We start from the raw sequence: 20,879 nt of genomic DNA, 5'->3' as shown, positions 1-20,879 counted from the left end.
TCGCGGTCAATCCAGGTCGGCGATTTCCTTTTTCAAGCCGTTTCTGAGTTTTTTCAGCGCCTTCGAATGAATCTGGGAGACGCGCGACGTCGATAACCCCATTATTCTTCCGATTTCCGACAACGTCAACTCTTCATAATAGAACAAGCTGATGACGAGCTGTTCTTTTTCCGTCAACGTTTTGATCTCTTCGGCCAAACGTTCCACGCTTTCCGTTTTGATGACATTCTCCGCCGGATCCGGCGTGGCTTTATCCTCAATAAAAGTCGCGATCGGATCGCTCTCCGGCGAGTGATCGAAAGCTTCGTCGATGGAAATCGTGTTTCCGGCCATCCCGTTGGTCAAGACGTCGCGGACATCTTGGGCGTCCATGTTCATGGCCTCGGCGACTTCATCCACGGTCACGTCGCGCCGATATTTCTGTTCAAGCGACTCGATCACCGATTCGATTTTTTTCGTCTTGGCCCGGAGCGATCTCGGCAGGGGATCCTCGCGCCGCAGGCCGTCGATGATGGCGCCCCGCACGCGGATGGAAGCGTACGTGTCGAATTTCAAATCTCGCTTCGAATCAAATTTGACCAAAGCGTCGTATAAACCGATATAAGCGTAGCTCGTCAATTCATCGATCGTGATGTTTTTCGGCAAGTTCGCGCGCATCCGGTTCACGTGATAATCGATCAGCGGCTCATATCGTTTGATCAGATAATCGGCGGCCTCGGGATCCTTTTCTTTCAGCCAAAGATCCCAGTAATATTTTTCCTCATCCGAGGCCGATCGGGACATCGTCGCCATGCACATCCCTCTCTTTTCCAAAATCAAGCCTGCTTTCGCGCCGGTCAAATTTCTTTTTCGCCGCGTTTGACGGTGCGAATATAAAGTTTACTGGTGACGGTATCAAACTCGATGGTACGCCCCGCGTTGCCTCCCGTGTCCCGGGCGATGAGGGGGATATTCAGACGTCTCAGGCCTTCCATGACGGCCGTGATGTTTCGCGCGCCGATCGCCTGTCCGTTTCCGCCGGATCGCGGGAACATTTCCGCGCCGCCCGCAAATTTCGCCTTAAGATTTTCAATCGCCGAGCCTTTTTTCAACAACAGTTCGACGAGGCCCGGCACCGCCGTGTCCGCGAACTTCGCCGGATGAAAAGAGGAGCGCGCGAGATGGTGGTCGGGCAACATGACATGCGCCATCGCCGCCCGCCCCGCGACATCGTCATAGACGACGACGCCGACGCAAGAACCGAGCCCGGCCGTCCGCAAGCGATCGGGCCGTTCCGCTTCCTTCCATTCGGAAAGCCCGACCGCGATCACTTTACACATCCGCAACACCCAGCATCTTCATGAAGGTTTCCAAGTCTTCGGGATCCGGCAAAAAGGTAAAGGCGCATTGGATCGGCTCGGCAGTTCCGCTGTTCCGCAACTCCGCATCGATGACGATCACCTCGTCGCCGTAAAGGGACAAATCGATCAACCCTTCGGCGAGAATGGCGCTCGCCATGTCGACGCTGATCGACGGCGGGGAGGGTTGCACGGCAATTCCGGTAAAGTTTGAGAGAACGGAAAGGTATGAGCCGGCGAGGATGTTGCCGACCTCGCCGAACGCCGACGACTCGAGACCGGGATTCGTCAACGTGCACGCCCCCCCGGATTTTCCGGCGATGAGCACTTCCAACAATCTCTCCGTATCCTCCGTCGGAAACAGGATGAAGAGATGACCGTTCAAATCCCCCGTCGTGCGAAAATAGACGGCGCAAACCGTCCGCTCGGGGTCATCGGCGCCCAGCCATTCCGTAAAGGACGCGACGCGCACCGACGGCACCGTCATCTCGACGGTTTGTCCGATCAAGCTGGAAAGGGCGGTCGCCGCATGGCCGACGCCCATGTTCGCGATCTCTTTTAAAAGATCCAACTGTTTTTCGTTCAAATTAAACAGGGCGCTCACCGTTCATTGACCTCAATCTTTTTAACGATTTCAACGTCTTTGTCGCGCAGCACGCGGTCCAAGTTTAATAGAACGAGGAGGCCGTCGTCGATTTTGGCGACGCCGTGAATGTAGTCGGCCTTGACGCCGCCGGCGACCTCGGGCGCGGGCTCAATGCTTTCCTCATCGATCGAGATGACGTCTTCGGCGCTGTCGATGAGGATGGCCACCTTAATGTCATCGATTTGCACGATCGCCAGGCGCGTCTCTTTTTGCACGGCCGATTCTCCGATGCCGAATCGCTGTTTCATGTCAATGACCGGATACAAGATGCCGCGCAAGTTCATGATCCCCTTGACAAAGGGCGCGGTGTTCGGCACCGGCGTGACGCCTTCCGGCTTTTCAATGGACAACACTTGCTCGACCGGGACCCCGTAGCGTTCTCCATTTAAGGTAAAAACGATATATTTTTTTTCACTCATGATGGATCCCTCCTAGGCATACAGAATGGATGCGCAGTCGATGATCAGGGCAACCTTGCCGTCTCCGAGAATGGTCACTCCGGAGATGCCGGGGACATCGCCGAGATACGTTCCGAGCGATTTGATGACGATCTCTTGCTGTCCGATCAGTTGGTCAACGGCGAGCGCCGCCGTCTTCCGGCCGCTCTGGAGAACGAGAGCATGGATATATTTCCCTTTATTCTCTTCCTCCGGCAGATCAAAGAGCCGGCTGAGGCGCAGAAACGGGATGACCCGGCCGCGAAAATCGATCATTTCACGCCCTTGCGCCGTCATGATGTCTTCGTGTTTGTACAGAGCGGTTTCGACGATGTTCGTGACCGGCACGGCGTAGGTTTCCCCGCCGGCGCGGATGAGCATGGCATTGATGATGCTTAAGGTCAGCGGCAGGCGAATCGTAAACCGCGTGCCCTTTCCGGGTTCCGATTCCACTTCCACGACGCCGCCGAGCGACTCGATTTTGGATTTGACGACGTCCAATCCGACGCCGCGCCCGGAAATGTCGGTGATCTTGTCGGCCGTGCTGAATCCGGATTGGAACAAAAATTGGTAGACTTCCCGATCCGAAAGCTTATCGGCGTCGCTTTCGGAGACGAGACCGTTTTTAATCGCTTTTTGCAGCACTTTTTCGCGGTTGATGCCGGCGCCGTCGTCTTCGATTTCGATGAACACATGGTTGCCGGAATGATAGGCTTTAAGAATGATCGACCCTTCTTCCGGCTTATTGTTTTGTCTGCGTACTTCGGGCAATTCAATGCCGTGGTCCATCGAATTGCGCAAAAGATGGACAAGCGGGTCGCCGATTTCGTCGATGACCGTCCGGTCGAGCTCGGTTTCGGCGCCTTCAATCTGCAAGCGAATCTTTTTGTTCAATTCTTTGGAGACGGAACGGACCATGCGCGGAAATCGGTTAAAGACTTGTTCGATCGGTTCCATCCGCAAATTGAGGATGATCTCTTGCAAGCTTGACGACGTCCGCGCGATCCGTTCGGCGGTCTCGATCAGCTCCGTATCTTTCAGCTTCCTGGCCACGCCCTCCAGCCGGCCTTTTTCGATCACGAGCTCTTCGAAAAGATTCATCAGATCGTTCAAACGTTCGAGATTGACGCGTATCGTCTTGGACGTCGCCTTCGCGCGCGCCGCGGTCTGGGCCTGAGGTTTCTTATCAGCGGAGCGGGCGTCCGTCGCTTGCGACGAGGCGCCGCCTCCGCCGGCCGATTCCGCAGCGATCGTCTTCAAGTCGACGACGTCGACGCGCGCAATCTCCGAGACGTCCATGATTTTTGACCGCACGTCTTCTTGCGATTCCTTGGTCACGATCGTGATCGTAAAACTCGGCCCCACTTCGCCCGCTTCAAGCTTCTCGACGTCCGGCTCCGCTTGAATGATATCGCCCATTTGTTCGGCGATTTGAAAGACCATATAAGCGCGCGCGCCTTTAAGAACACAGGATTCGTCGAAGGTGACGGTCGTCCGGAAGACGTTGTAGCCTTGTTCGAGCGACTGAACGATGACCGATTGAACAAACGCGTCGTGGCCTTCCGCGGTTTCCGTCTTTTTCTTCGCAGGGCCCGGCGCCTCGGAACCTTGGTTAGGGGAGGACAGGACGGACTGCAGCTGGGCCACAATGTCCGACACATCCATCCGGTCGCCTTCGCCGGACTGCACGTTTTCCAGCATCCCTTCCAAGCGGTCTACCGCCGCCAACAAAACGTCCATGATGTCCGCATTGATCTGCAATTGATGGTTGCGCACGGCGTCGAGAATATTTTCGAGCTTGTGGGTTAAATCCGCCATGTTTTCAAAGCCCATCGTCGCCGACATGCCCTTGAGCGTGTGGGCGGAGCGGAAAATCTCGTTGACGAGATCAACGTTGTCGGGGGAATTTTCCAGCGCCAACAAATTGTCGTTCATGTTTTGCAAATGTTCTCGGCTTTCATCGAGGAACATATCAAGATATTGACTGTTTTCCATTCCCCTAACCTCCTATGAGCAAATTTGCTTGACGATCGCCGGGGCGATTTTTTCCAGCGGCAGGACTTCGTCGACGAGGCCCGTCTCTATGGCCGCTCTCGGCATGCCGAAGATGACAGAGGTTTCCTCCGATTCCGCGATCGCGTGCACGCGGCACGTCCGTTTGATCGCCGAAAGGCCTTCCGCGCCGTCGTTGCCCATCCCGGTCATCACCGTTGCGACGATGTCTTGTTCCCCTATTTCGGCGAGCGACTCCAACAGCAGATCAAAACACGGCTTTAACCCGCGGATCGGCGGGCCGTCGGAAATTTCGAGGGCCAACGCTCTTCCGACTTTTCTGACACGCATATGCCGTCCTCCCGGGGCGATGTACACCGTGCCGTCGCGCAACACCTCGCCGTTGACCGCCTCTCTGACGGTCACTTCGCTCAGTTGGTTGAGCCGTTCGGCAAGCGACGCGGTAAAAACGGGCGGCATATGTTGAACGATGAGCACCGGGGCGGACAACGCCTTGGGCAAGCGGGGAACGACCGCCTGAAGCGAACGGGGGCCGCCGGTGGACGTGCCGATGCAGACGATTTTTTTCCGATGGACTCCCGCCAAGGCGGCGTCTTCGGACGGCGTCCACGGCACCGGGTGAAGGCCGTCGAGTGCGGGCATGCGGACACTGACGCGATGGGCCGCGCGGATTTTGGCTTTCAGCTCTTCTTTGACCTTATAGAGATCGAGGGAAATCGTCCCGGATGGTTTTGTAACGAAATCGACTGCGCCCAAGCTCATCGCCTCGATGGCGGCTTGCGTCCCCTTTCTCGTCAAACCGCTCAACATGATGACGGGCACCGGGTGTTCCGCCATCACTCTTCTTAAAACCTCCAAGCCATTCATATCGGGAAGCTCGACGTCCAAAGTGACGACGTCCGGCTGTCGGCGTTTGATTTTTTCCAATGCCTGCGCCGCGTTGCGGGCGACATCGACGACGCGCATGTCGGGCTCTTCATTAATAAAATCGGTAATCACCCGCCTCATGAATGCCGAGTCGTCGACGACCAGAACTTGGATCGGTGCTTGCACCATCGCCATCATCCTTTGGAAAGAAAGAAGTGCTTTAACTTGTTGATAAAACTGTCCAATGACGCGGCGTGACCCTCCGTGTTTTCATTTAAATAACCGGCCGCCAGCCGTTGGACACCGATGGCGATCTTGGAATGCGGCGCATCGGTGACGAAGGGCGAGCGCGCTTTCACCGAGCGAACGACCGTGTGGTCGCGGGGCAATTCGCCGAGGAGCTTTAACTCCTTGTTCAGAAAGCGCTTTGCCGTGTACGAAAGATTCTTCCAAGCTTCCTTCGCTTCCCGTTCGTTGTCGTACCTGTTGATGACGCAGCGAACCGGTACATCCCCGACCTTGGCGTGGATCAGCTTGATGGCGGCATAGGCGTCGGCAAGCGCCGTCGGTTCCGGCGTCGTCACGAGAATGACTTCATGGACGGCGGAAATGAACCGGAGTGCGGCTTCGTCCAATCCGGCTCCCATGTCGAACAGGATCACGTCGTAGGCGTGCTGCAGCTTTTTAAATTGCTCAAGAAAATGTTGGAAATCCCCTTCATCAATTTTAAAGAGGTCGTCAAGACCGCTGCCTCCGGAGATGACCGACAGGCCGCTTCGGTGTTGCACGATCAAGGATTCAATCGGCAGCCTTCTATTTAACATATCGACAAAATGGCCGGGAGCATGAAGGCCGAGCAAAATGTCGACGTTGCCCATCCCGATGTCCAAATCGACGAGGATCGTTTTCTTGCCGATCCTGTTCAAGGCAAGGGCGAAGTTCACGGAAAAAATTGATTTTCCGACGCCCCCCTTTCCGCTTAATACGGCGACGACCCGGGTGTTCGCGGCTCGCAGCCTTTGCACTTTTCTTCTGAGCGCTTCAGCTTGATCCATCGCGGAAAACACCTTCCAAAAAATGGCTAATTAAGGCATTTTTATCCGCCTCGAGAAGATCGTCGGGAACGTTTTGCCCGTTCGTCAAGTAAGAGACGCCGATCGAACGATCGAGCAAGATGTTGAACAGCGCGCCGAGGCTTGTCGTTTCGTCCACTTTAGTAAAGATGAATTTGCTCACGGGAATGCCGTCAAATTGCTTGACGATATTTGCCAAATCATTCGCTTTCGCGGTCGCGCTCAAAACGAGATGGGTCTCGAGCCGGTCGCTGAACGGGATCAACGCTTTCAATTCACGGACAAATTTCGATTGTTGATAATTGCGGCCCGCCGAATCGACGAGGATCAAGTCTTTGTCTTTGTGGCGATCGAGCGCCCGTTTAAAATCGTCCATGGAATAGGCGACTTCGGTCGGAACGTTTAAAATCTTGGCGTACGTCTTCAGCTGTTCGACCGCCGCGATCCGATACGTATCGGTCGTGATGAATGCGACGGATTTCCCGTCGTCCAATGCGGCCTTTGACGCGAGTTTGGCCGCCGTCGTCGTCTTGCCGACCCCCGTCGGACCGACCAGAACGAGTGTTTGTTTTTGGTAAGACAGGCCGGAAAAATCATGCCCCTCGATCATTTGGTGCAAAAGTTCGAACAACGCCTTCTTCATGTCATGCACCGTTGGCCGCTCTAAGGAAAACCAGCGCTTTAATAAGCCGCGGCCGAGCGCTTCGACGAGATCCTTGCGAAGCTCTTGCTCCAACAAGCGGTCGCAAAGGTTGCGGATGACTTCCGGAATCGCCCCCGACCATGCCAGCCCTTCATCGAAAGGCCGGAACGGGCCGAACGCTTCGGCATGCCGCGCCGCACCGGCCGAGCTCGTCGGCCGAGCAAGCGCGGCCGCTCCGATTTTGGGCTTTGCCGGTGTTTCCAGCGGGAGCGCCGCCGCGTTTGTCAATGGAGGGACGGAGCCGGGAGCGGCGGACGGCGGTATGTCGCCGTCGACCGCGGCGAACACCTCAATGCCCGATTGGTTGAACCATTTCAACAAACTTTTTTTCTTGTAATTTCTTGTGTAGAGAATGACGGCGTTGTCGCCCAATTCTTTTTTCACCAGTTGGATGGCTTCGGGCATCGACTTGGCGCGAAACTTTCTGACCTTCATGCCGCCTTCACCACCCCGATGCTTTGAATTTCGACGTTCGGTTCAAGCTCGTTATAGGATAAGACCGCGACTTGCGGCAACGTCCGTTCGATCAAACGCTTGACGTGCGGCCGTATGACCGGCGAGCAAAGTACAATCGGTTCCTGATCGAGATCGGGACGGGCTTGAATTTGCTCTGCGATGTTTTGCAAAACGCGCTGGGCGACGTCGGGATCCAACGCCAAATAATTGCCGTGTTCGGTTTTTTGAATGGCGCCCGCGATCGTCTCTTCCAAACGCGGATCGAGGGTGATGACTTGTAAATAATCGCCTTTGAGATATTGCTGCGTGATCTGCCGGCTCAGCCCTTGGCGGACGTATTCGGTCAGCAGATCCGTATCTTTCGTCAACCGCCCGTAATCGGCCAAAACTTCAAATATGACGGGCAAATTGCGGATGGAGACGTTTTCCCTCAAAAGATTGGCCAAAACTTTTTGCACGTCCCCGACAGACAGCGGTTCGGGCGTCACTTCTTCGACGAGGGCGGCATCTTGCTCGCGCAGATGATCGATCAACTGCTTCGTTTCCTTGCGGCCGAGCAATTCATGGGCATGACGTTTAAAGAGCTCGGTCAAATGCGTCGAGATCACCGACGGCGGATCGACGACCGTATAGCCGGCGAGTTCCGCTTTTTCCTTCATTTCTTCCGTGATCCACTTCGCCGGGAAACCGAAGGCCGGCTCCGTCGTTTCGATGCCGGTGATCGACGGATCGTCCTCACCCGGGCTCAATGCCAAATAATGATCGAGATAAAGGACGCCGCGAGCCACTTCCGCCCCTTTGATTTTCAGGCGGTAGGCATTCGGCTCCAGTTGAATGTTGTCGCGGATGCGGACGACCGGGATGATCAGTCCGAGCTCTGAAGCGAGCTGGCGGCGGATCATGACGATGCGATCCAAAAGATCCCCGCCTTGGTTCGGATCGGCGAGCGGAACGAGCGCGTACCCGAATTCAAATTCAATCGGATCCGTTTGCAAGAGATCCACGACGCTGTCCGAACTCTTAAACCGCTCCTCTTCAAGGTTCGCTTTCATGGCCTCATCCATGGCTTCTTCCTTAGCGCTGTTCCGGCGCATGACCGCCCCGCCGATGAAGAGCAAAAGCGCAATCGGGATGGTGATGAAAAACCCGATCGGCGTTAAGCCGAGCAGCAAAATGACGCCGCCCGCTACAAACAGCATGTTCGGATAAGCGAGAAGCTGTTTCGTGATGTCTTGCCCGAGGTTTCCGTCAGACGCCGCCCGTGTGACGACGATACCCGTCGCGGTCGAAATCAACAGCGCCGGGATTTGGCTGACCAAACCGTCACCGACGGTCAACATGGTGTATGTATGCGAAGCGTCGCTAAACGACATGCCGTGTTCAACCATGCCGATGACCATGCCGACGATCAAGTTGATCGTGACGATGACCATGCCGGCGATGGCATCGCCTTTCACGAATTTGCTGGCACCGTCCATCGCGCCGTAAAAGTCCGCCTCTTGTTCGATCTTTTCCCGGCGTTTTCGCGCCTCTTGTTCATTGATGAGCCCGGCGTTCAAATCGGCGTCGATGGCCATTTGTTTGCCAGGCATCGCGTCGAGCGTGAAGCGGGCGGCGACTTCCGAAACGCGTTCGGCGCCTTTCGTGATGACGACAAACTGAATGATGACGAGGATGAGAAAGACGACGAAGCCGACCAACGCATTTCCGCTGATGACGAAATTCCCGAACGTTTCAATGACGACACCGGCGTCCCCTTTGCCCAAGATCGCTCGGGTCGTTGACACGTTTAACCCGAGGCGAAACAAGGTCGTGAGCAAGAGCAGTGACGGGAAGATGGAAAACTCCAACGGCTCTTTCATGTTCATGGAAACGAGCAATATGATCAGGGCGATCGAAATGTTCGTGATGATCAAAAAGCTCAGGATGATGTTGGGCAACGGTATGATGAGCATGAGCACGATCAAGACGACGCCGCCCAAGACGATGAGATCTTTCGCTTTCAAGCGCTCCACCCCCTTGCTTCGCGCACGCCGGCCCGTTTAGGATGCCGGCAGGCAATCATAGCGTCTTCCCCTTCAGTTGATAGACATACGCCAATATTTCGGCGACGGCTTTAAAAAACGTTTCGGGAATTTGATCGCCGATGTCCAACTCGCGATACAACGCGCGGGCGAGCGGCGGCCGTTCGACGATCGTCACGCCATTGGCTTTGGCGACCTCTTTGATCTTTTGGGCGATGTAATCCGCGCCCTTGGCGACGACGACGGGCGCGTCCATCTCTCCGTCCTTATAAAGCAGGGCGACGGCGAAATGCGTCGGGTTCGTGATGACGACGTCGGCTTTCGGCACTTCCTGCATCATCCGCCGCATCGCCATTTGCCGCTGCCGTTCGCGAATCTTGGATTTGATCAAGGGATCGCCTTCCGTCTTTTTATACTCGTCTTTGACTTCCTGTTTGGACATGCGGAGGTTCTTTTCGTAATCGTATTTTTGATAAAGATAATCGAGCAATCCGAGAAACAACAGCGTCACGGAAGCGGCGAACCCCATCCACAACGTCAATTTGCCGATGAAGACAAGCGCTTGGCCGATCGTCATTCGGCTTAAACCGATCAGCTCGTCCAGATGCATCCAAATGATGAGAAAAGCGATAAAGCCGACGCAGGCGACTTTCAGCAACGATTTCAACAGTTCGACGAAGGCGCGGACGGAATAAATCCTTTTAAAACCGGCGATCGGATTCAGCCGTTCCGGCTTGAAAGCCAGCGGATCGCCCGAGAAAACAAAACCGATCTGCACGACGTTGGCGAACACGGCCGCGACGAACGCGACGCCGAGGACCGGCGCCACCAATTTTCCGACATCGAAGACGAGCGAGGTCAATAGGCGCTGGACCTCTCCCTCGCTCAGGGGCTGGTTCAAGCCGTTTTCCAAAGTCGATCTCATCATGGCGGCAAGCCCCTCGCCCATCCAAGGAACGGAAAAGAGAAAGACGATGAAGACGGCAAGCAACGTCAAAGCGGAAACGATATCGGCGCTCTTGGCGACTTGCCCCTTTTTCCTCGAGTCGCGGCGTTTCTTTGGCGTCGCTTTTTCCGTTTTTTCTTCGGCAAAAAATTGCAGATCGACGCGTCTCATTTCGGACTCCCCAACAGTGCCATGAAATCCCGCATGCCGCTCGCCGCCCAGTCGAAAAGGTCGCGGAAAAAGGCGACGTACAGCGGCATGGCGAAAAAGAGAATGAGCAGACTCGCGGCGATTTTCAACGGCAAACCGACCACAAACACATTCAATTGCGGGACGGTTCGGGCGACAATGCCGACGGCGACGTCGACGAGAAAAAGCGAGCCGACGATCGGCAAGGCCATTTGAAAGGCGATGGCAAACATCTGCAAAAACAGCTGAGAGATGTCATGGGCGCCGGCACCGGAAAACAAGGCGGTGGCTTTTCCTTCGACGGGCACCCACTGAAAGCTGTAATAAATGCCGTTTAAAAACATGTGATGGGCATCCGCCGCGAAGAAAAAGACGATCATTAAAACATATAAAAACTGGCCGGTGATCGGCGTTTGCACCCCGTTGTTCGGGTCGATCAAGTTGGCAATCGCAAAGCCCGTTTGCAAGTCAATAAAACCGCCCGCGACCTGAATCGCATAGAATAACAGTCCGGCGGCAAAACCGATCGAAAGCCCGATGAGCGCCTCTTTCATGACGATCAGCGGAAATGCGCCGGTGAGCGGAACGGCGTGGTCGTGCATCGACAACGTCACGATCCAGGCGAAGCACGCCGAAAGGCCCACCTTGAAGCGGGCCGGTATCCCCCGGTAAGAAAAAACGGGGGCCGTAAAAAAGAAGCTGGCCAGTCGGACTAAGACGAGCAAAAAAAGCGGTAGCAAATTGAGTGCGTCCATATCAGCCCACGAATTTGTCCAAATTCATAAAGATGTTTTCCGTAAACGACACGATTTCCGTCAGCATCCAAGGACCGAAAATCACGAGCGCGATGAGCACGGCGACGATTTTGGGGATGAATGCCAACGTCTGCTCTTGAATTTGCGTCGTCGCTTGAAAAATGCTGATGACAAGCCCGACGACCAGCGCGATGATTAAAAGAGGGCCCGCGATCAACAGCGTCGTCATGACCGCTCGCTCACCGATGTGGATGACAAACTCCATGCTCAATCGACGTCAACCCCTTTTGGGTTTAGGAATAGCTGACCAAAAGCGACTTTACGATGAGATACCATCCGTCCACCATGACAAACAAAAGAATTTTAAACGGCAAGGATATCATGACGGGCGGCACCATCATCATCCCCATCGACATCAGGACGCTGGCCACCACCATGTCGATGATGAGGAATGGGACGAAGATCATAAATCCCATCTGGAAAGCCGTTTTGAGTTCACTGATCGTAAAGGCGGGCACGAGGGCGGTCATCGGAATGTCTTCGATCTTTTTCGGCCGGTCATAATGGCCATAATCCAAAAACAGCGACAAATCTTTCTCGCGCGTTTCCTTCGCCATGAAATTTTTGAGCGGGACCTCGGCCCTTTTTAAAGCTTCTTTTTGCGTGATTTTCCCGTCTAAATACGGCTTTACGGCCTGGCTGTTCACGTCTCCGATGACCGGCGCCATGATGAAAAACGTCAAGAACAAGGCAAGGCCGATCAACACTTGGTTCGGCGGGATTTGCTGCGTGGACAGCGACGTTCTCACAAAAGACAAAACGATGACAACGCGCGTGAACGACGTCATGAGAACGAGAATGGCCGGCGCGAGGGACAAGACGGTCAAGAAGAGAAGCAAACCGACCGTTGTCGCCACATCATGCGGTTGTTGCGATAAAAAATGGGTATCGATTCCCGGTATGATCTCATTCATCGCGATTGTCCTTCCGTAACCGATCCTTCAATGCGTCCGACCGGCTTTTCAGCAAAGCTTTCAATTGCTGATCGAACGACGACGCGCTTTGACCGCCATCCGGCTGTTCATGGTTTTCCGGGAGCGCGCGCTCCTTCGCCCGCGCCAACACCTTGGACAAGGTTTTGCCGAATTCGGGTGGAGCCTCATCCTCGTTCAGCAACTGGGCCACGGTTTCCGGATCGGTGATCTCTTTCAGAAGTTGAACCGTTTCCCCGACGCCGACGACGAGAATGGTCTCTCCGATGCGGACGAGCTGGACCGAACGGTTCGGACCGACGGCGACGCCGCCGAGGTTGCGAATCGCCCCGACTTTGCGGTAAGACCGCGTATGTTTATGCATCGCCCGATATAACAAGTAAATGAGCCCGAGAATGACGGCGAGCGAAACCACTAACTTCAAAAAAGTAAACAGGCCGGACGTCCCGGAAGCCGCCGGCGCCCCGTCCTTCACATCCTTTTTGGCGTCGGAAGGAGCGACCGCATCGTGCGACTTCCCGGACGGCGTGTCTTTTTGGTGAAGCGCATCATAGACCGACTGGCTGCCATCCGGCGTTGCCGCCCGGGCGGCGGAAACCGCGCCGCCGCCGATTAAAACAAGGCAAATCGATAACGCGAGAAGCGCCAGCGTCGATCTCCGCTTCCAGATACCGCGTTCGTCGGAGCGTCGCTGCGACGCCCGCGCGCGCCGTTCCCGCATCCGACCGGTTATCTCTGGTGCACGTTTCATCTTGCGCCTTCTATCCAATCGTTTTCTTGATGGCTTCCAATACGCGGTCGGTTTGGAACGGCTTGACGATGAAATCTTTCGCTCCCGCTTGTATGGCGTCGATGACCATCGCCTGCTGGCCCATCGCGGAAACCATGATGATTTTGGCATTCGGGTCGAATTCCCTGATCTTTTTCAAGCAGGTGATGCCGTCCATCTCCGGCATCGTTATGTCCAACGTGACGAGATCGGGTTTATGTTCTTTATATTTTTCGATCGCTTCTTGGCCGTCGCCCGCCTCGGCGATGACTTCGTAGCCGTTTTTCGTGAGAATATCTTTGATCATCATCCGCATGAATGCCGCATCGTCAACAACCAGAATCGTTTTCCCCATTGTTGCAGTCCTCCTATTGCGCTTGTATTTTTATAGTCTTTTTAATCGGTCATGTTGATTGAGGATTTCGGTGATGCGAACCCCGAAGTTTTCATCAATGACGACGACTTCCCCTTTTGCGATGGGTTTGTGGTTGACCAAAATGTCCACGGGTTCGCCGGCAAGTTTATCCAGCTCGATCACCGAGCCGCGGCTTAAATCCAAAATGTCTTTGATGCGCCTTTTCGTCCGGCCCAATTCCACGGTGACCGTCAGCGGAATATCCAACAACAGGTCGATGTTTTGCGCGTTGACCGAAGACGTCTCGCCGTCGTCGAATTCGCTGAAAGCGACGGGGCGCACGTGAACCGGTTCTTGGGCGCCGAGCCGCGAGGCGGAAGCCGATATCCGTCCACCGGCATCGGTGCGCCGCACCGGCTCCGCATCGTCCCCAGCAGCGGCGCGGTCCCTATCCAGAGCTGCGCCGGATTCGCCGTCGGCTCTTTGGGCATCGGATGAAGGACGCTCGTTTTCGGAAACGTCCGATCTTGCCGATAGCGCCTCAACGTCCAAATCATCTTTATCGTCGCTCAACATGAGATGGTGGACGAGTTCTTTCGTGAAATCGATCGGCAGAAGCTGCATGATGTTCGAATCGATGAGCTCACCGACGCGCAGGCGGAATGAAACCTTCAAAAATTGGTCGTCCGAAGGAATGTGTTCCGTGCCGCGGTCCTCTTTGACGTCAAACATTTCAATGACCGGCGGCGAAATGTCGATGCGCTTGTCAAACATCATCGACATGGCGGTGGCCGACGAGCCCATCATTTGATTCATCGCCTCTTGGACGGCGCTGAGATGGATTTCTTGAATTTCCTCAGAAGGATTGGTGCCATTTCCGCCCAACATGAGATCGGCGATGATGCTCGCGTCTTCCTTTTTGATCAACAAGACGTTGGAGCCGCGGAAGCCTTCGGTATATTCCACAAAGACGGAAACATAAGGAGTTGGAAATTCATCGTACAAACTCGAACGGTGGACGAGCGAAACCTTCGGCGTCGTAATGTCGACTTTTTGATTCAGCAACGCCGAAAGCGCGGTCGCTGCGCTCCCGAAGGCGATGTTGCCGATTTCGCCGAGCGCGTCGATTTCCATCGGGGTGAGCACATCTTCCAAAGCGCTTTGATCGTTGTTCTCATCGGTGGAATGGCTCCCGTCCGCCCCTCCCAGCAACGCATCGATTTCTTCCTGCGACAGCATGCCCTCATCATTCGGACGCATCGATTTCGTCTCCTTCCTGAATGATATCCATGATTTGCACCGCCAGCTTCTTGTTTTTCAAACCGGGTTGCACGGTAAATTTCGGATACGGCCCGACCTTCATAACGATCGGGCGGTCAATCCGGCTGTCGAGCGGGATGACGTCCCCTTCATTCAAGTTCAAGAGATCGCCCACCGTCAGTTGGGCTTGACCGAGTTCCACCCGCATGTCGACAAAAATGTCTTTGATGTTGTGCTCGATGTGGGCGGCGTCGTCCGGACTGGGCGATTTTTCTTTGCCCGTCATCCATTCGTGCGCGGACAGTTTCGGGAGGATCGGCTCAAGAACGACGTGGGGAATGCAGACGTTCATCATGCCGCTCGCCTCGCCGACCGTTGTCGAAAGGGAGATGACGACCACGGTCTCGTTTGGTGAAGCCATCTGCAAGAATTGCGTATTCACTTCAAAAACGCGCATGACCGGGTCGAGCTCGATGATGCTGGACCATGCTTCTTTAAAAGAGTCGAGCGCTTTTTCGAAGATTTGCGAGATGATCTTCATCTCGATTTCTGTTAAGTTATCGATTTTATTGTAACTGGCTCCGACGCCGCCCAATATGCGGTCAAGCATGGCGTAGGCGATGTTCGGGTTGACCTCGATGAGCATGCGTCCTTCAAGGGGCGCCGCTTCGAACACGTTTAATATCGTCAAGGACGGGACGGAGCGTATGAATTCTTCATACGGCAGCTGTTCCACGGAAGCGACCGTGATCTGTATGTATGTCCGCAACTGGGCGGAAAAGTAGCTCGTCAGCAACCTGGCGAAATTTTCGTGGATTCTCGTCAGGCTGCGAAACTGGTCCTTTGAAAATCGAAGCGCCCGTTTAAAATCGTAAACGCGCTCTTTTTTTCGATCTTCTTCTTTTTTCAATTCATCTGCGTCCATTTCTCCCGTTGAAATCGCGGAGAGCAACGCATCAATCTCGGATTGCGATAAGATTTCGGCCATGTGCTTCACCTCCCGGATCAAAAGGGCTTTTTTTCACCCGCGGCGCATCTCGGCACCTTCTATATCTATTATTCTATAATTTTTTCCGTCGTGTACACGTGGACGACCTCTCCCTTGGTCATTAAGGCGTTCAATTTTTGCTGAAGGGAGCTTTCAAGCTGCTTCAAGCCGGCTTGGCCGCGCAAATTTTTTTCGGTCATGTTGGACAATAAATAGAGAATGGTGTTCTTGACTTGAAATTGGCGTTTCTCCAGCTCATCTTTCGCCGCCTTGTTTGAGACTTGAATCGTAAACTTGATGCGTATGTATTTGTCGTCAGCGAGATTCGTCGTCATTTCCTCGGTCTCGACGGACAAATTTTTGGCGATGTCATCGATCGTCGGAGGTTTCGACGCGCTTTCGGCTTTATGGTTCAAATAATAGAAAGAGATGACTGCGACGATGGTGAGACAGGCCATCGTTAACAACACGATGTTTAATGTTTTGCTTTTAAACATGCGCCGAGCCCCTTTCACTCTTGCTTTGGACGGCATATAGCCCGATCTTCTTATAAAAGTCTATCATCCTCTCGACGACTTCGGCTTCGCTCTCTTTGACGACAATTTTTTTACCGCTGATGAGCGTGACCGTCGTGTCGGGAAGTTCTTCAACCTGTTCGATGAAACAGGCGTTGAGCGTAAAGGTTTTGCCGTTTAATCGGGTGAGTTTAATCATATGACGGGGTCAAGCGCCCGGCTTGACCCCATCCCTCCTTTACGAGCGCTTCAAATTGACGAGCTCTTGCAAGATTTGGTCCGCCGTGGTAATCACGCGGGCGTTCGCTTGGAAGCCGCGCTCCGCCTCGATCATACCGGTAAATTCCTCCGACAGATCGACGTTGGACATCTCGAGCGCGCTCGGGATGAGCGACGCACCGGCCGCATCGGCGGTACCGATCACGGGATTGCCGGAGTTGGCCGTATTGATGTAGAGGTTATTCCCCATTTTTTGCAATCCGTCCGGGTTATTGAATTGGGCGAGCGCGATTTGACCGAGCACTTGCAGCGATCCGTCGTCCAATACGCCATAGATTGTACCGTCGGTGCCGATGCTGAAGCTGGTCAGGTTTTCCGTCGTGCCGCCGATCGTGATCGTCTTCGGAATTTGCAACGGCCCGAGGTTATTCGTCAAATTCCCGTTGGCATCGATGGTGTAGCCAATGACGTGCAAACCGTTGGCATTGACGAGATCGCCTTGTTCATCCAAGTAGAAGTTGCCCGCACGCGTATAGTAGTTCACGCCGCCGTCTTGGACGACGAAATAGCCATCTCCCGAGATCGCGACATCAAGGGGCCGGCCGGTTGTTTGCGTATTGCCGCCGGTGGTAATCGTATCGATGGAAGCGATCGTCGAACCGAGGCCGACTTGTTTCGGGTTCACGCCGCCGCGGTTGGCGTTCGGCGCGGTCGCCCCGGCAAGCTGCTGACTGACGAGATCGGCGAACGTCACGCGGCCCTTTTTAAACCCGGCGGTGCTGACGTTGGCGATGTTATTGCCGATGACGTCGAGTTTCGTTTGAAAGTTTTTCAATCCGCTGATCGCGGAATACATGGCACGAAGCATATGGCATCCCCCTTATTACTTTTATTGGATTCAACTTACCGCTCGCTGCGTCCGCTTCGGTCGGTCCGCGGACGCGAAGGCTCCCTTGAAGGTCCGGCCTTCAATCGTCCAACAAAATCGCGCCGTCAATGTTGGAAAAGATATGGGTTTTTGCTTCGCTTCGGTTCATCACCGTGATGACGGTATCGTTTTTGGCGCTGACGACAATCGCCTTGTCTTTCGTCAAAACGAGCGGTTCACGAATTCCCATCGCTTTGGCTTCGTTTAATTTTTCATAAATCGCCCGCCATTGTTCCGGTTTAATCTCGATGTCCCGCTCGGCGATGCGGGCTTGCGCATGCTTGCTGATCTTTAAGGGCGTCCCCGCTTGCGCCGCCAACGCCTGCGCAAACATCCCTTTGAACCCGGTTTTTGATGTCGGTCGAGGCGTTCCCGTCCCGGTTTTCGCCGGTATAACAGGGTTTATCAGCATGCTGCGATCAATCGGTTTCAGGCGGATCCCTCCCCTTCTCCCGAAGCGCCGCTGTCCCCGCTCGGTTCGGCGATCGTGGTGATCGTTGACGGATCGACCTCTGAACCGTCCTTCGTCAAATACGTCAATTTGCCATCTTTTAAAGTCACGGCGGTGACGATCCCGGTTTTCGTGACGGTTTGCGTGTTCCCGTCATCTCCCGTGACACTTTCGGTCCATGTGATCGATTTGCCGATCATGTTGGCCTGTTGGCCCAATTGGGCAACGGATTGCGATTCAACAAACTTCTCAAACAAGTCGTTCATGTTTGTCGTTTGTTCAAGCGACGTAAACGTCGCCATCTGCGAGATGAACTCTTTATCTTCCATCGGTTGGAGCGGATCTTGCATTTGCAATTCCGTGATGAGGAGTTTTAAAAAATCATCCTTGCCCAGCACGCCGGGATTCTTTTGCGTCTTGCTGTCCTGATAGCCGTAAAGGAGCGTCGGATCGATATTCATGACGAACTCCCTCCTTCCGTTAACCAGTCGTCGAACGCATGGCCGACGTCGTGATCGCCCTGGTCTTCGCGGCCGGTCGGCGGTTTTTTATCTCCCTGTTCACGGCCGTGTCCTCCGCCCGAATGGCCGTCAGGATATCCGGAAAAGCCCGAAGATTGAGCTTGGGCGGCATTCGGCTGTTGGATGTCGATTTTATGCACGTTCATTCCGAGCGTTTGAAACGATTGCTTCAAATCGCCGAGCTGCGATTCCAACAGTTTTTTGGCGGCCTCCGTGTGCGCGATTAAAGTGACGTCAAGTCCCGTTTCGTTTTTAACGAGGACGATTTGCAATTCGCCGAGATGGGCGGGATGCAGTTTAATCGATAACTGCATGGAGCCGTCGGCCAGCGTTTTGAAATTCCCTTTGGTAACGGCGGCCTTCACTTGTTCAACGATGTCAACGGCGCGAGTAGGTGCGCTTTGCCCGTGAAGGACGAGCTGCTGAATTTTGCTCATCGGCCCACTCGAAAACCAGGCGGCCGCCTCACCGTTATGGGGCTTTCCGAAGCGGTTAAAATCGGCACCTCGGTTGCTTTCATCCGACTTGATCGCATCGGCAATCGCTGGAATCGTCCGGCCGGATGCGGCAAACGTTTTTTCCGTTGACGCCTTGGCGTTCGCGGCGATCGGCTCGCCGTTCAATCGGACGGGCTTTGCTTCCGCCGGAACCGCGTCACGTCCGCGCGATGGAACGCCTGTCAAGGGCGCGTTCATGGCCATATGGACCGGCGTCGGCTTCGAAAGCCGGTCGTCGATTCGATCCGGGGCAAATCCAGGTGCATACGGATGCTTTAAATTTTGCGCCAGCACCTGACCATCGCCTTTATGGCGCCTCGAATCGATGGCCGCTCCACCTTGCGCCTCGCCCAACGCGAGCTTGCCGGCCAAATCATGTTTGGACCCTTCGGACGCTTTCAAAACGAAGTCCCCGGGCTGACGATGGGCCTGTAAAAGCGCGAGCGCCTCAATCGCATCGCCTTGGCCTTCCCGCACAAGATGTTTTTTCTTCGCTCCATCCGAATGCTCAGAAGTGTGGGCGCGGCCTTCGGACATCGTCCGGAAAGCCATTTTTCCGCCGTCCGTTTTTCCTGCTTCCTTGGCCTGCAAGAGATGCGCCATCATTTGCAGAAAATGGCGGTGGCCGTTCACATCCACCTTCGCGGGTTCATCATAGGCCGGCATTTTTTTCGTCGTCACGAGCGCTTTGCCCGACGGTATCGCGGGTGCCTTCACCAACGGTTTCACCTCCTTTCAAGGTCAAGCAAGCAGCGGTTATGTATGGCAGCGCTTCACATCTATATCCACAACCGGCATTACGGGTTGCCCGTATTGACGGATGCCCCCGTTCCTTGGGAGGGCGTTGCGGTAGAAGCGTTCGTGGTGCCGCCCGTATCGCCGCTCGTTCCGGCCGTTTGCGTCGTCGACGTCGACGGCATCGCCTTTAGCAAGGGGGTGAGCTGGGCCGCTTTGTCGGTCGACAACTTTTCCAATATCTTCGCCTTCGTCTGATTGTTCAACATGTTCATGTATTTCGCCGCTTCTTGCGTTTTCATCTTTTCAAAGATTTGCGCGGCCTTTTCGGGATCCATGTTTTGATAGACTTGGGCAATCGTTCGCGCCCGATCGCTTTCCGCTTGCTTTTTGTTCGTCTCCGTCATGGAATCGATGGTTTGTTTCAGTTGGTTGACCTGTTCATTGAGCGATTGGATTTGGTCGTCTTTCTGTTTCGTTTCCTTTTCCAACGATTTAACCTGTTTCTTTAGATCGCTCACCTTGAGCTTCAACGTTGCATTTTCGGCTTCGAGCGCGCTTCCCGTATGTTTTCCGGAATGGGAAACAAACGGGAGCCGGCCCGCGAGTTGCGACACTTCCTCTTTGACGTCAAAACCGGCCAATTTCAAAAACAGAACGGTAAACGCCGCGATAAATACGACCGGGATGAGAATGACGAGGAAGCCTTTTAAAATTTTTAAACCGATGCTTTCTCTTGATCCGCCCATGTGCCTCATTCCCGTCAATGTTTAAGATGTTGTTGTACGGCCGTTTCGTCCATGAACCGTATTTCCGCACGCTTTTGCATGGCGCGAAATCTTTCCCAATGCCACTCTTTTAATTTTTCGAATTTCTTAACCTCGACGGACTTTTCGATGAGCGCTTGGCGATAGGCTTCCAGCCGCTCGCGCAATTGCTCATATTTTAATTTTTCTTCGGCGATCTGATGGCCGACGGCGGCGAGGACACGATTCAACTCCCTGATTCTCGAGACCGTGATCTTGTCGCCCTTTTTTCGTTCGAGATCGGCTTCCAACCGCGTTTTTCTTTCCATGAGGTCGACGAGCTTTTCCCCTTGCTTTTGAAGCCGGTCATACCATTCGCTGTAAATTTGTTCCAGTTGTTTCTTTTCGTTTTCATTGATTTTCAGAAGCCGATCAAAACGATATTGGAACGCCACGC

General features: G+C 54.4%; 25 protein-coding genes. All 25 read right to left on the bottom strand.

What is annotated here, in order from left to right; all coding sequences use genetic code 11:
* Positions 1-6: 6 nt before the first annotated feature.
* The 25 genes from CCB157_RS06555 to fliJ all read right to left on the bottom strand — a co-directional run bounded on the left by CCB157_RS06555 (position 7) and on the right by fliJ (position 20,877).
* Complete coding sequence (locus CCB157_RS06555; RefSeq protein ID WP_077615135.1) at positions 7-783, bottom strand: FliA/WhiG family RNA polymerase sigma factor; 777 nt, start codon at positions 781-783, stop codon at positions 7-9.
* A gap of 53 nt (positions 784-836) precedes the next feature.
* Positions 837-1,319: a chemotaxis protein CheD gene (locus tag CCB157_RS06550; protein ID WP_077615103.1), complete on the bottom strand. Its 483-nt coding sequence runs from the start codon at positions 1,317-1,319 to the stop codon at positions 837-839.
* Positions 1,312-1,941, bottom strand: a complete 630-nt coding sequence (locus tag CCB157_RS06545; RefSeq protein ID WP_077615102.1) for a chemotaxis protein CheC — start codon at positions 1,939-1,941, stop codon at positions 1,312-1,314. Before CCB157_RS06545 ends, CCB157_RS06550 begins: the two co-directional genes overlap by 8 nt.
* Positions 1,938-2,402: a chemotaxis protein CheW gene (locus CCB157_RS06540; RefSeq protein ID WP_077615101.1), complete on the bottom strand. Its 465-nt coding sequence runs from the start codon at positions 2,400-2,402 to the stop codon at positions 1,938-1,940. The genes CCB157_RS06545 and CCB157_RS06540 overlap by 4 nt, the downstream gene beginning before the upstream one ends.
* A 12-nt stretch (positions 2,403-2,414) precedes the next feature.
* Complete coding sequence (locus CCB157_RS06535) at positions 2,415-4,415, bottom strand: chemotaxis protein CheA (RefSeq protein WP_077615100.1); 2,001 nt, start codon at positions 4,413-4,415, stop codon at positions 2,415-2,417.
* 12 nt (positions 4,416-4,427) lie between these two features.
* The gene (locus CCB157_RS06530) at positions 4,428-5,489 is read right to left on the bottom strand and encodes a protein-glutamate methylesterase/protein-glutamine glutaminase (RefSeq protein WP_077615099.1); all 1,062 of its coding nucleotides are present in this window, start codon (positions 5,487-5,489) and stop codon (positions 4,428-4,430) included.
* 5 nt (positions 5,490-5,494) lie between these two features.
* Positions 5,495-6,355, bottom strand: a complete 861-nt coding sequence (locus CCB157_RS06525) for a MinD/ParA family protein (protein WP_077615098.1) — start codon at positions 6,353-6,355, stop codon at positions 5,495-5,497.
* Positions 6,342-7,511 (bottom strand): flagellar biosynthesis GTPase FlhF, encoded by a 1,170-nt coding sequence (gene flhF / locus CCB157_RS06520; protein WP_077615097.1) that lies wholly within the window; start codon positions 7,509-7,511, stop codon positions 6,342-6,344. The genes CCB157_RS06525 and flhF overlap by 14 nt, the downstream gene beginning before the upstream one ends.
* Entirely contained in the window at positions 7,508-9,538 is a 2,031-nt protein-coding gene (flhA, locus tag CCB157_RS06515) for a flagellar biosynthesis protein FlhA (RefSeq protein ID WP_077615096.1), read from the bottom strand. The genes flhF and flhA overlap by 4 nt, the downstream gene beginning before the upstream one ends.
* A 55-nt stretch (positions 9,539-9,593) precedes the next feature.
* Positions 9,594-10,673 (bottom strand): flagellar biosynthesis protein FlhB, encoded by a 1,080-nt coding sequence (gene flhB / locus CCB157_RS06510; RefSeq protein ID WP_077615095.1) that lies wholly within the window; start codon positions 10,671-10,673, stop codon positions 9,594-9,596.
* Complete coding sequence (gene fliR, locus CCB157_RS06505; RefSeq protein ID WP_238594618.1) at positions 10,670-11,431, bottom strand: flagellar biosynthetic protein FliR; 762 nt, start codon at positions 11,429-11,431, stop codon at positions 10,670-10,672. Before fliR ends, flhB begins: the two co-directional genes overlap by 4 nt.
* Before the next feature lie 16 nt (positions 11,432-11,447).
* A complete protein-coding gene (fliQ, locus tag CCB157_RS06500; protein ID WP_077615093.1) occupies positions 11,448-11,717 on the bottom strand; it encodes a flagellar biosynthesis protein FliQ in 270 nt (89 codons plus the stop codon).
* Between the two features lie 22 nt (positions 11,718-11,739).
* Positions 11,740-12,420 (bottom strand): flagellar type III secretion system pore protein FliP, encoded by a 681-nt coding sequence (gene fliP, locus CCB157_RS06495; protein WP_077615092.1) that lies wholly within the window; start codon positions 12,418-12,420, stop codon positions 11,740-11,742.
* Positions 12,413-13,189: a flagellar biosynthetic protein FliO gene (locus tag CCB157_RS06490; protein WP_077615091.1), complete on the bottom strand. Its 777-nt coding sequence runs from the start codon at positions 13,187-13,189 to the stop codon at positions 12,413-12,415. Before CCB157_RS06490 ends, fliP begins: the two co-directional genes overlap by 8 nt.
* A gap of 10 nt (positions 13,190-13,199) precedes the next feature.
* A complete protein-coding gene (locus CCB157_RS06485; RefSeq protein ID WP_077615090.1) occupies positions 13,200-13,562 on the bottom strand; it encodes a response regulator in 363 nt (120 codons plus the stop codon).
* A gap of 30 nt (positions 13,563-13,592) precedes the next feature.
* A complete protein-coding gene (gene fliY / locus CCB157_RS06480; protein ID WP_077615089.1) occupies positions 13,593-14,822 on the bottom strand; it encodes a flagellar motor switch phosphatase FliY in 1,230 nt (409 codons plus the stop codon).
* Positions 14,809-15,810, bottom strand: a complete 1,002-nt coding sequence (fliM, locus tag CCB157_RS06475; protein WP_077615088.1) for a flagellar motor switch protein FliM — start codon at positions 15,808-15,810, stop codon at positions 14,809-14,811. The genes fliY and fliM overlap by 14 nt, the downstream gene beginning before the upstream one ends.
* Positions 15,811-15,878: 68 nt before the next feature.
* On the bottom strand, positions 15,879-16,307 hold the full coding sequence (gene fliL, locus CCB157_RS06470; protein WP_158077232.1) for a flagellar basal body-associated protein FliL: 429 nt from the start codon (positions 16,305-16,307) through the stop codon (positions 15,879-15,881).
* Positions 16,300-16,524, bottom strand: coding sequence for a flagellar FlbD family protein (locus tag CCB157_RS06465; protein WP_077615086.1), 225 nt, complete (start codon positions 16,522-16,524; stop codon positions 16,300-16,302). The genes fliL and CCB157_RS06465 overlap by 8 nt, the downstream gene beginning before the upstream one ends.
* 39 nt (positions 16,525-16,563) lie before the next feature.
* The gene (gene flgG / locus CCB157_RS06460) at positions 16,564-17,412 is read right to left on the bottom strand and encodes a flagellar basal body rod protein FlgG (protein ID WP_077615085.1); all 849 of its coding nucleotides are present in this window, start codon (positions 17,410-17,412) and stop codon (positions 16,564-16,566) included.
* A gap of 100 nt (positions 17,413-17,512) precedes the next feature.
* Entirely contained in the window at positions 17,513-17,806 is a 294-nt protein-coding gene (locus CCB157_RS06455) for a TIGR02530 family flagellar biosynthesis protein (RefSeq protein ID WP_158077231.1), read from the bottom strand.
* Between the two features lie 95 nt (positions 17,807-17,901).
* Complete coding sequence (gene flgD / locus CCB157_RS06450; protein WP_077615083.1) at positions 17,902-18,384, bottom strand: flagellar hook assembly protein FlgD; 483 nt, start codon at positions 18,382-18,384, stop codon at positions 17,902-17,904.
* Complete coding sequence (locus CCB157_RS06445; RefSeq protein ID WP_238594621.1) at positions 18,381-19,658, bottom strand: flagellar hook-length control protein FliK; 1,278 nt, start codon at positions 19,656-19,658, stop codon at positions 18,381-18,383. Before CCB157_RS06445 ends, flgD begins: the two co-directional genes overlap by 4 nt.
* Positions 19,659-19,738: 80 nt before the next feature.
* Positions 19,739-20,425, bottom strand: coding sequence for a MotE family protein (locus CCB157_RS06440; RefSeq protein WP_158077230.1), 687 nt, complete (start codon positions 20,423-20,425; stop codon positions 19,739-19,741).
* A 14-nt stretch (positions 20,426-20,439) separates the two neighbouring features.
* Positions 20,440-20,877, bottom strand: coding sequence for a flagellar export protein FliJ (gene fliJ, locus CCB157_RS06435; protein ID WP_077615080.1), 438 nt, complete (start codon positions 20,875-20,877; stop codon positions 20,440-20,442).
* Between the last annotated feature and the right edge of the window lie 2 nt (positions 20,878-20,879).

The organism is Caenibacillus caldisaponilyticus (assembly GCF_002003465.1).
GTDB lineage: Bacteria > Bacillota > Bacilli > Bacillales > Sporolactobacillaceae > Caenibacillus > Caenibacillus caldisaponilyticus.
This window is presented reverse-complemented; position numbering and strand designations above follow the sequence as displayed.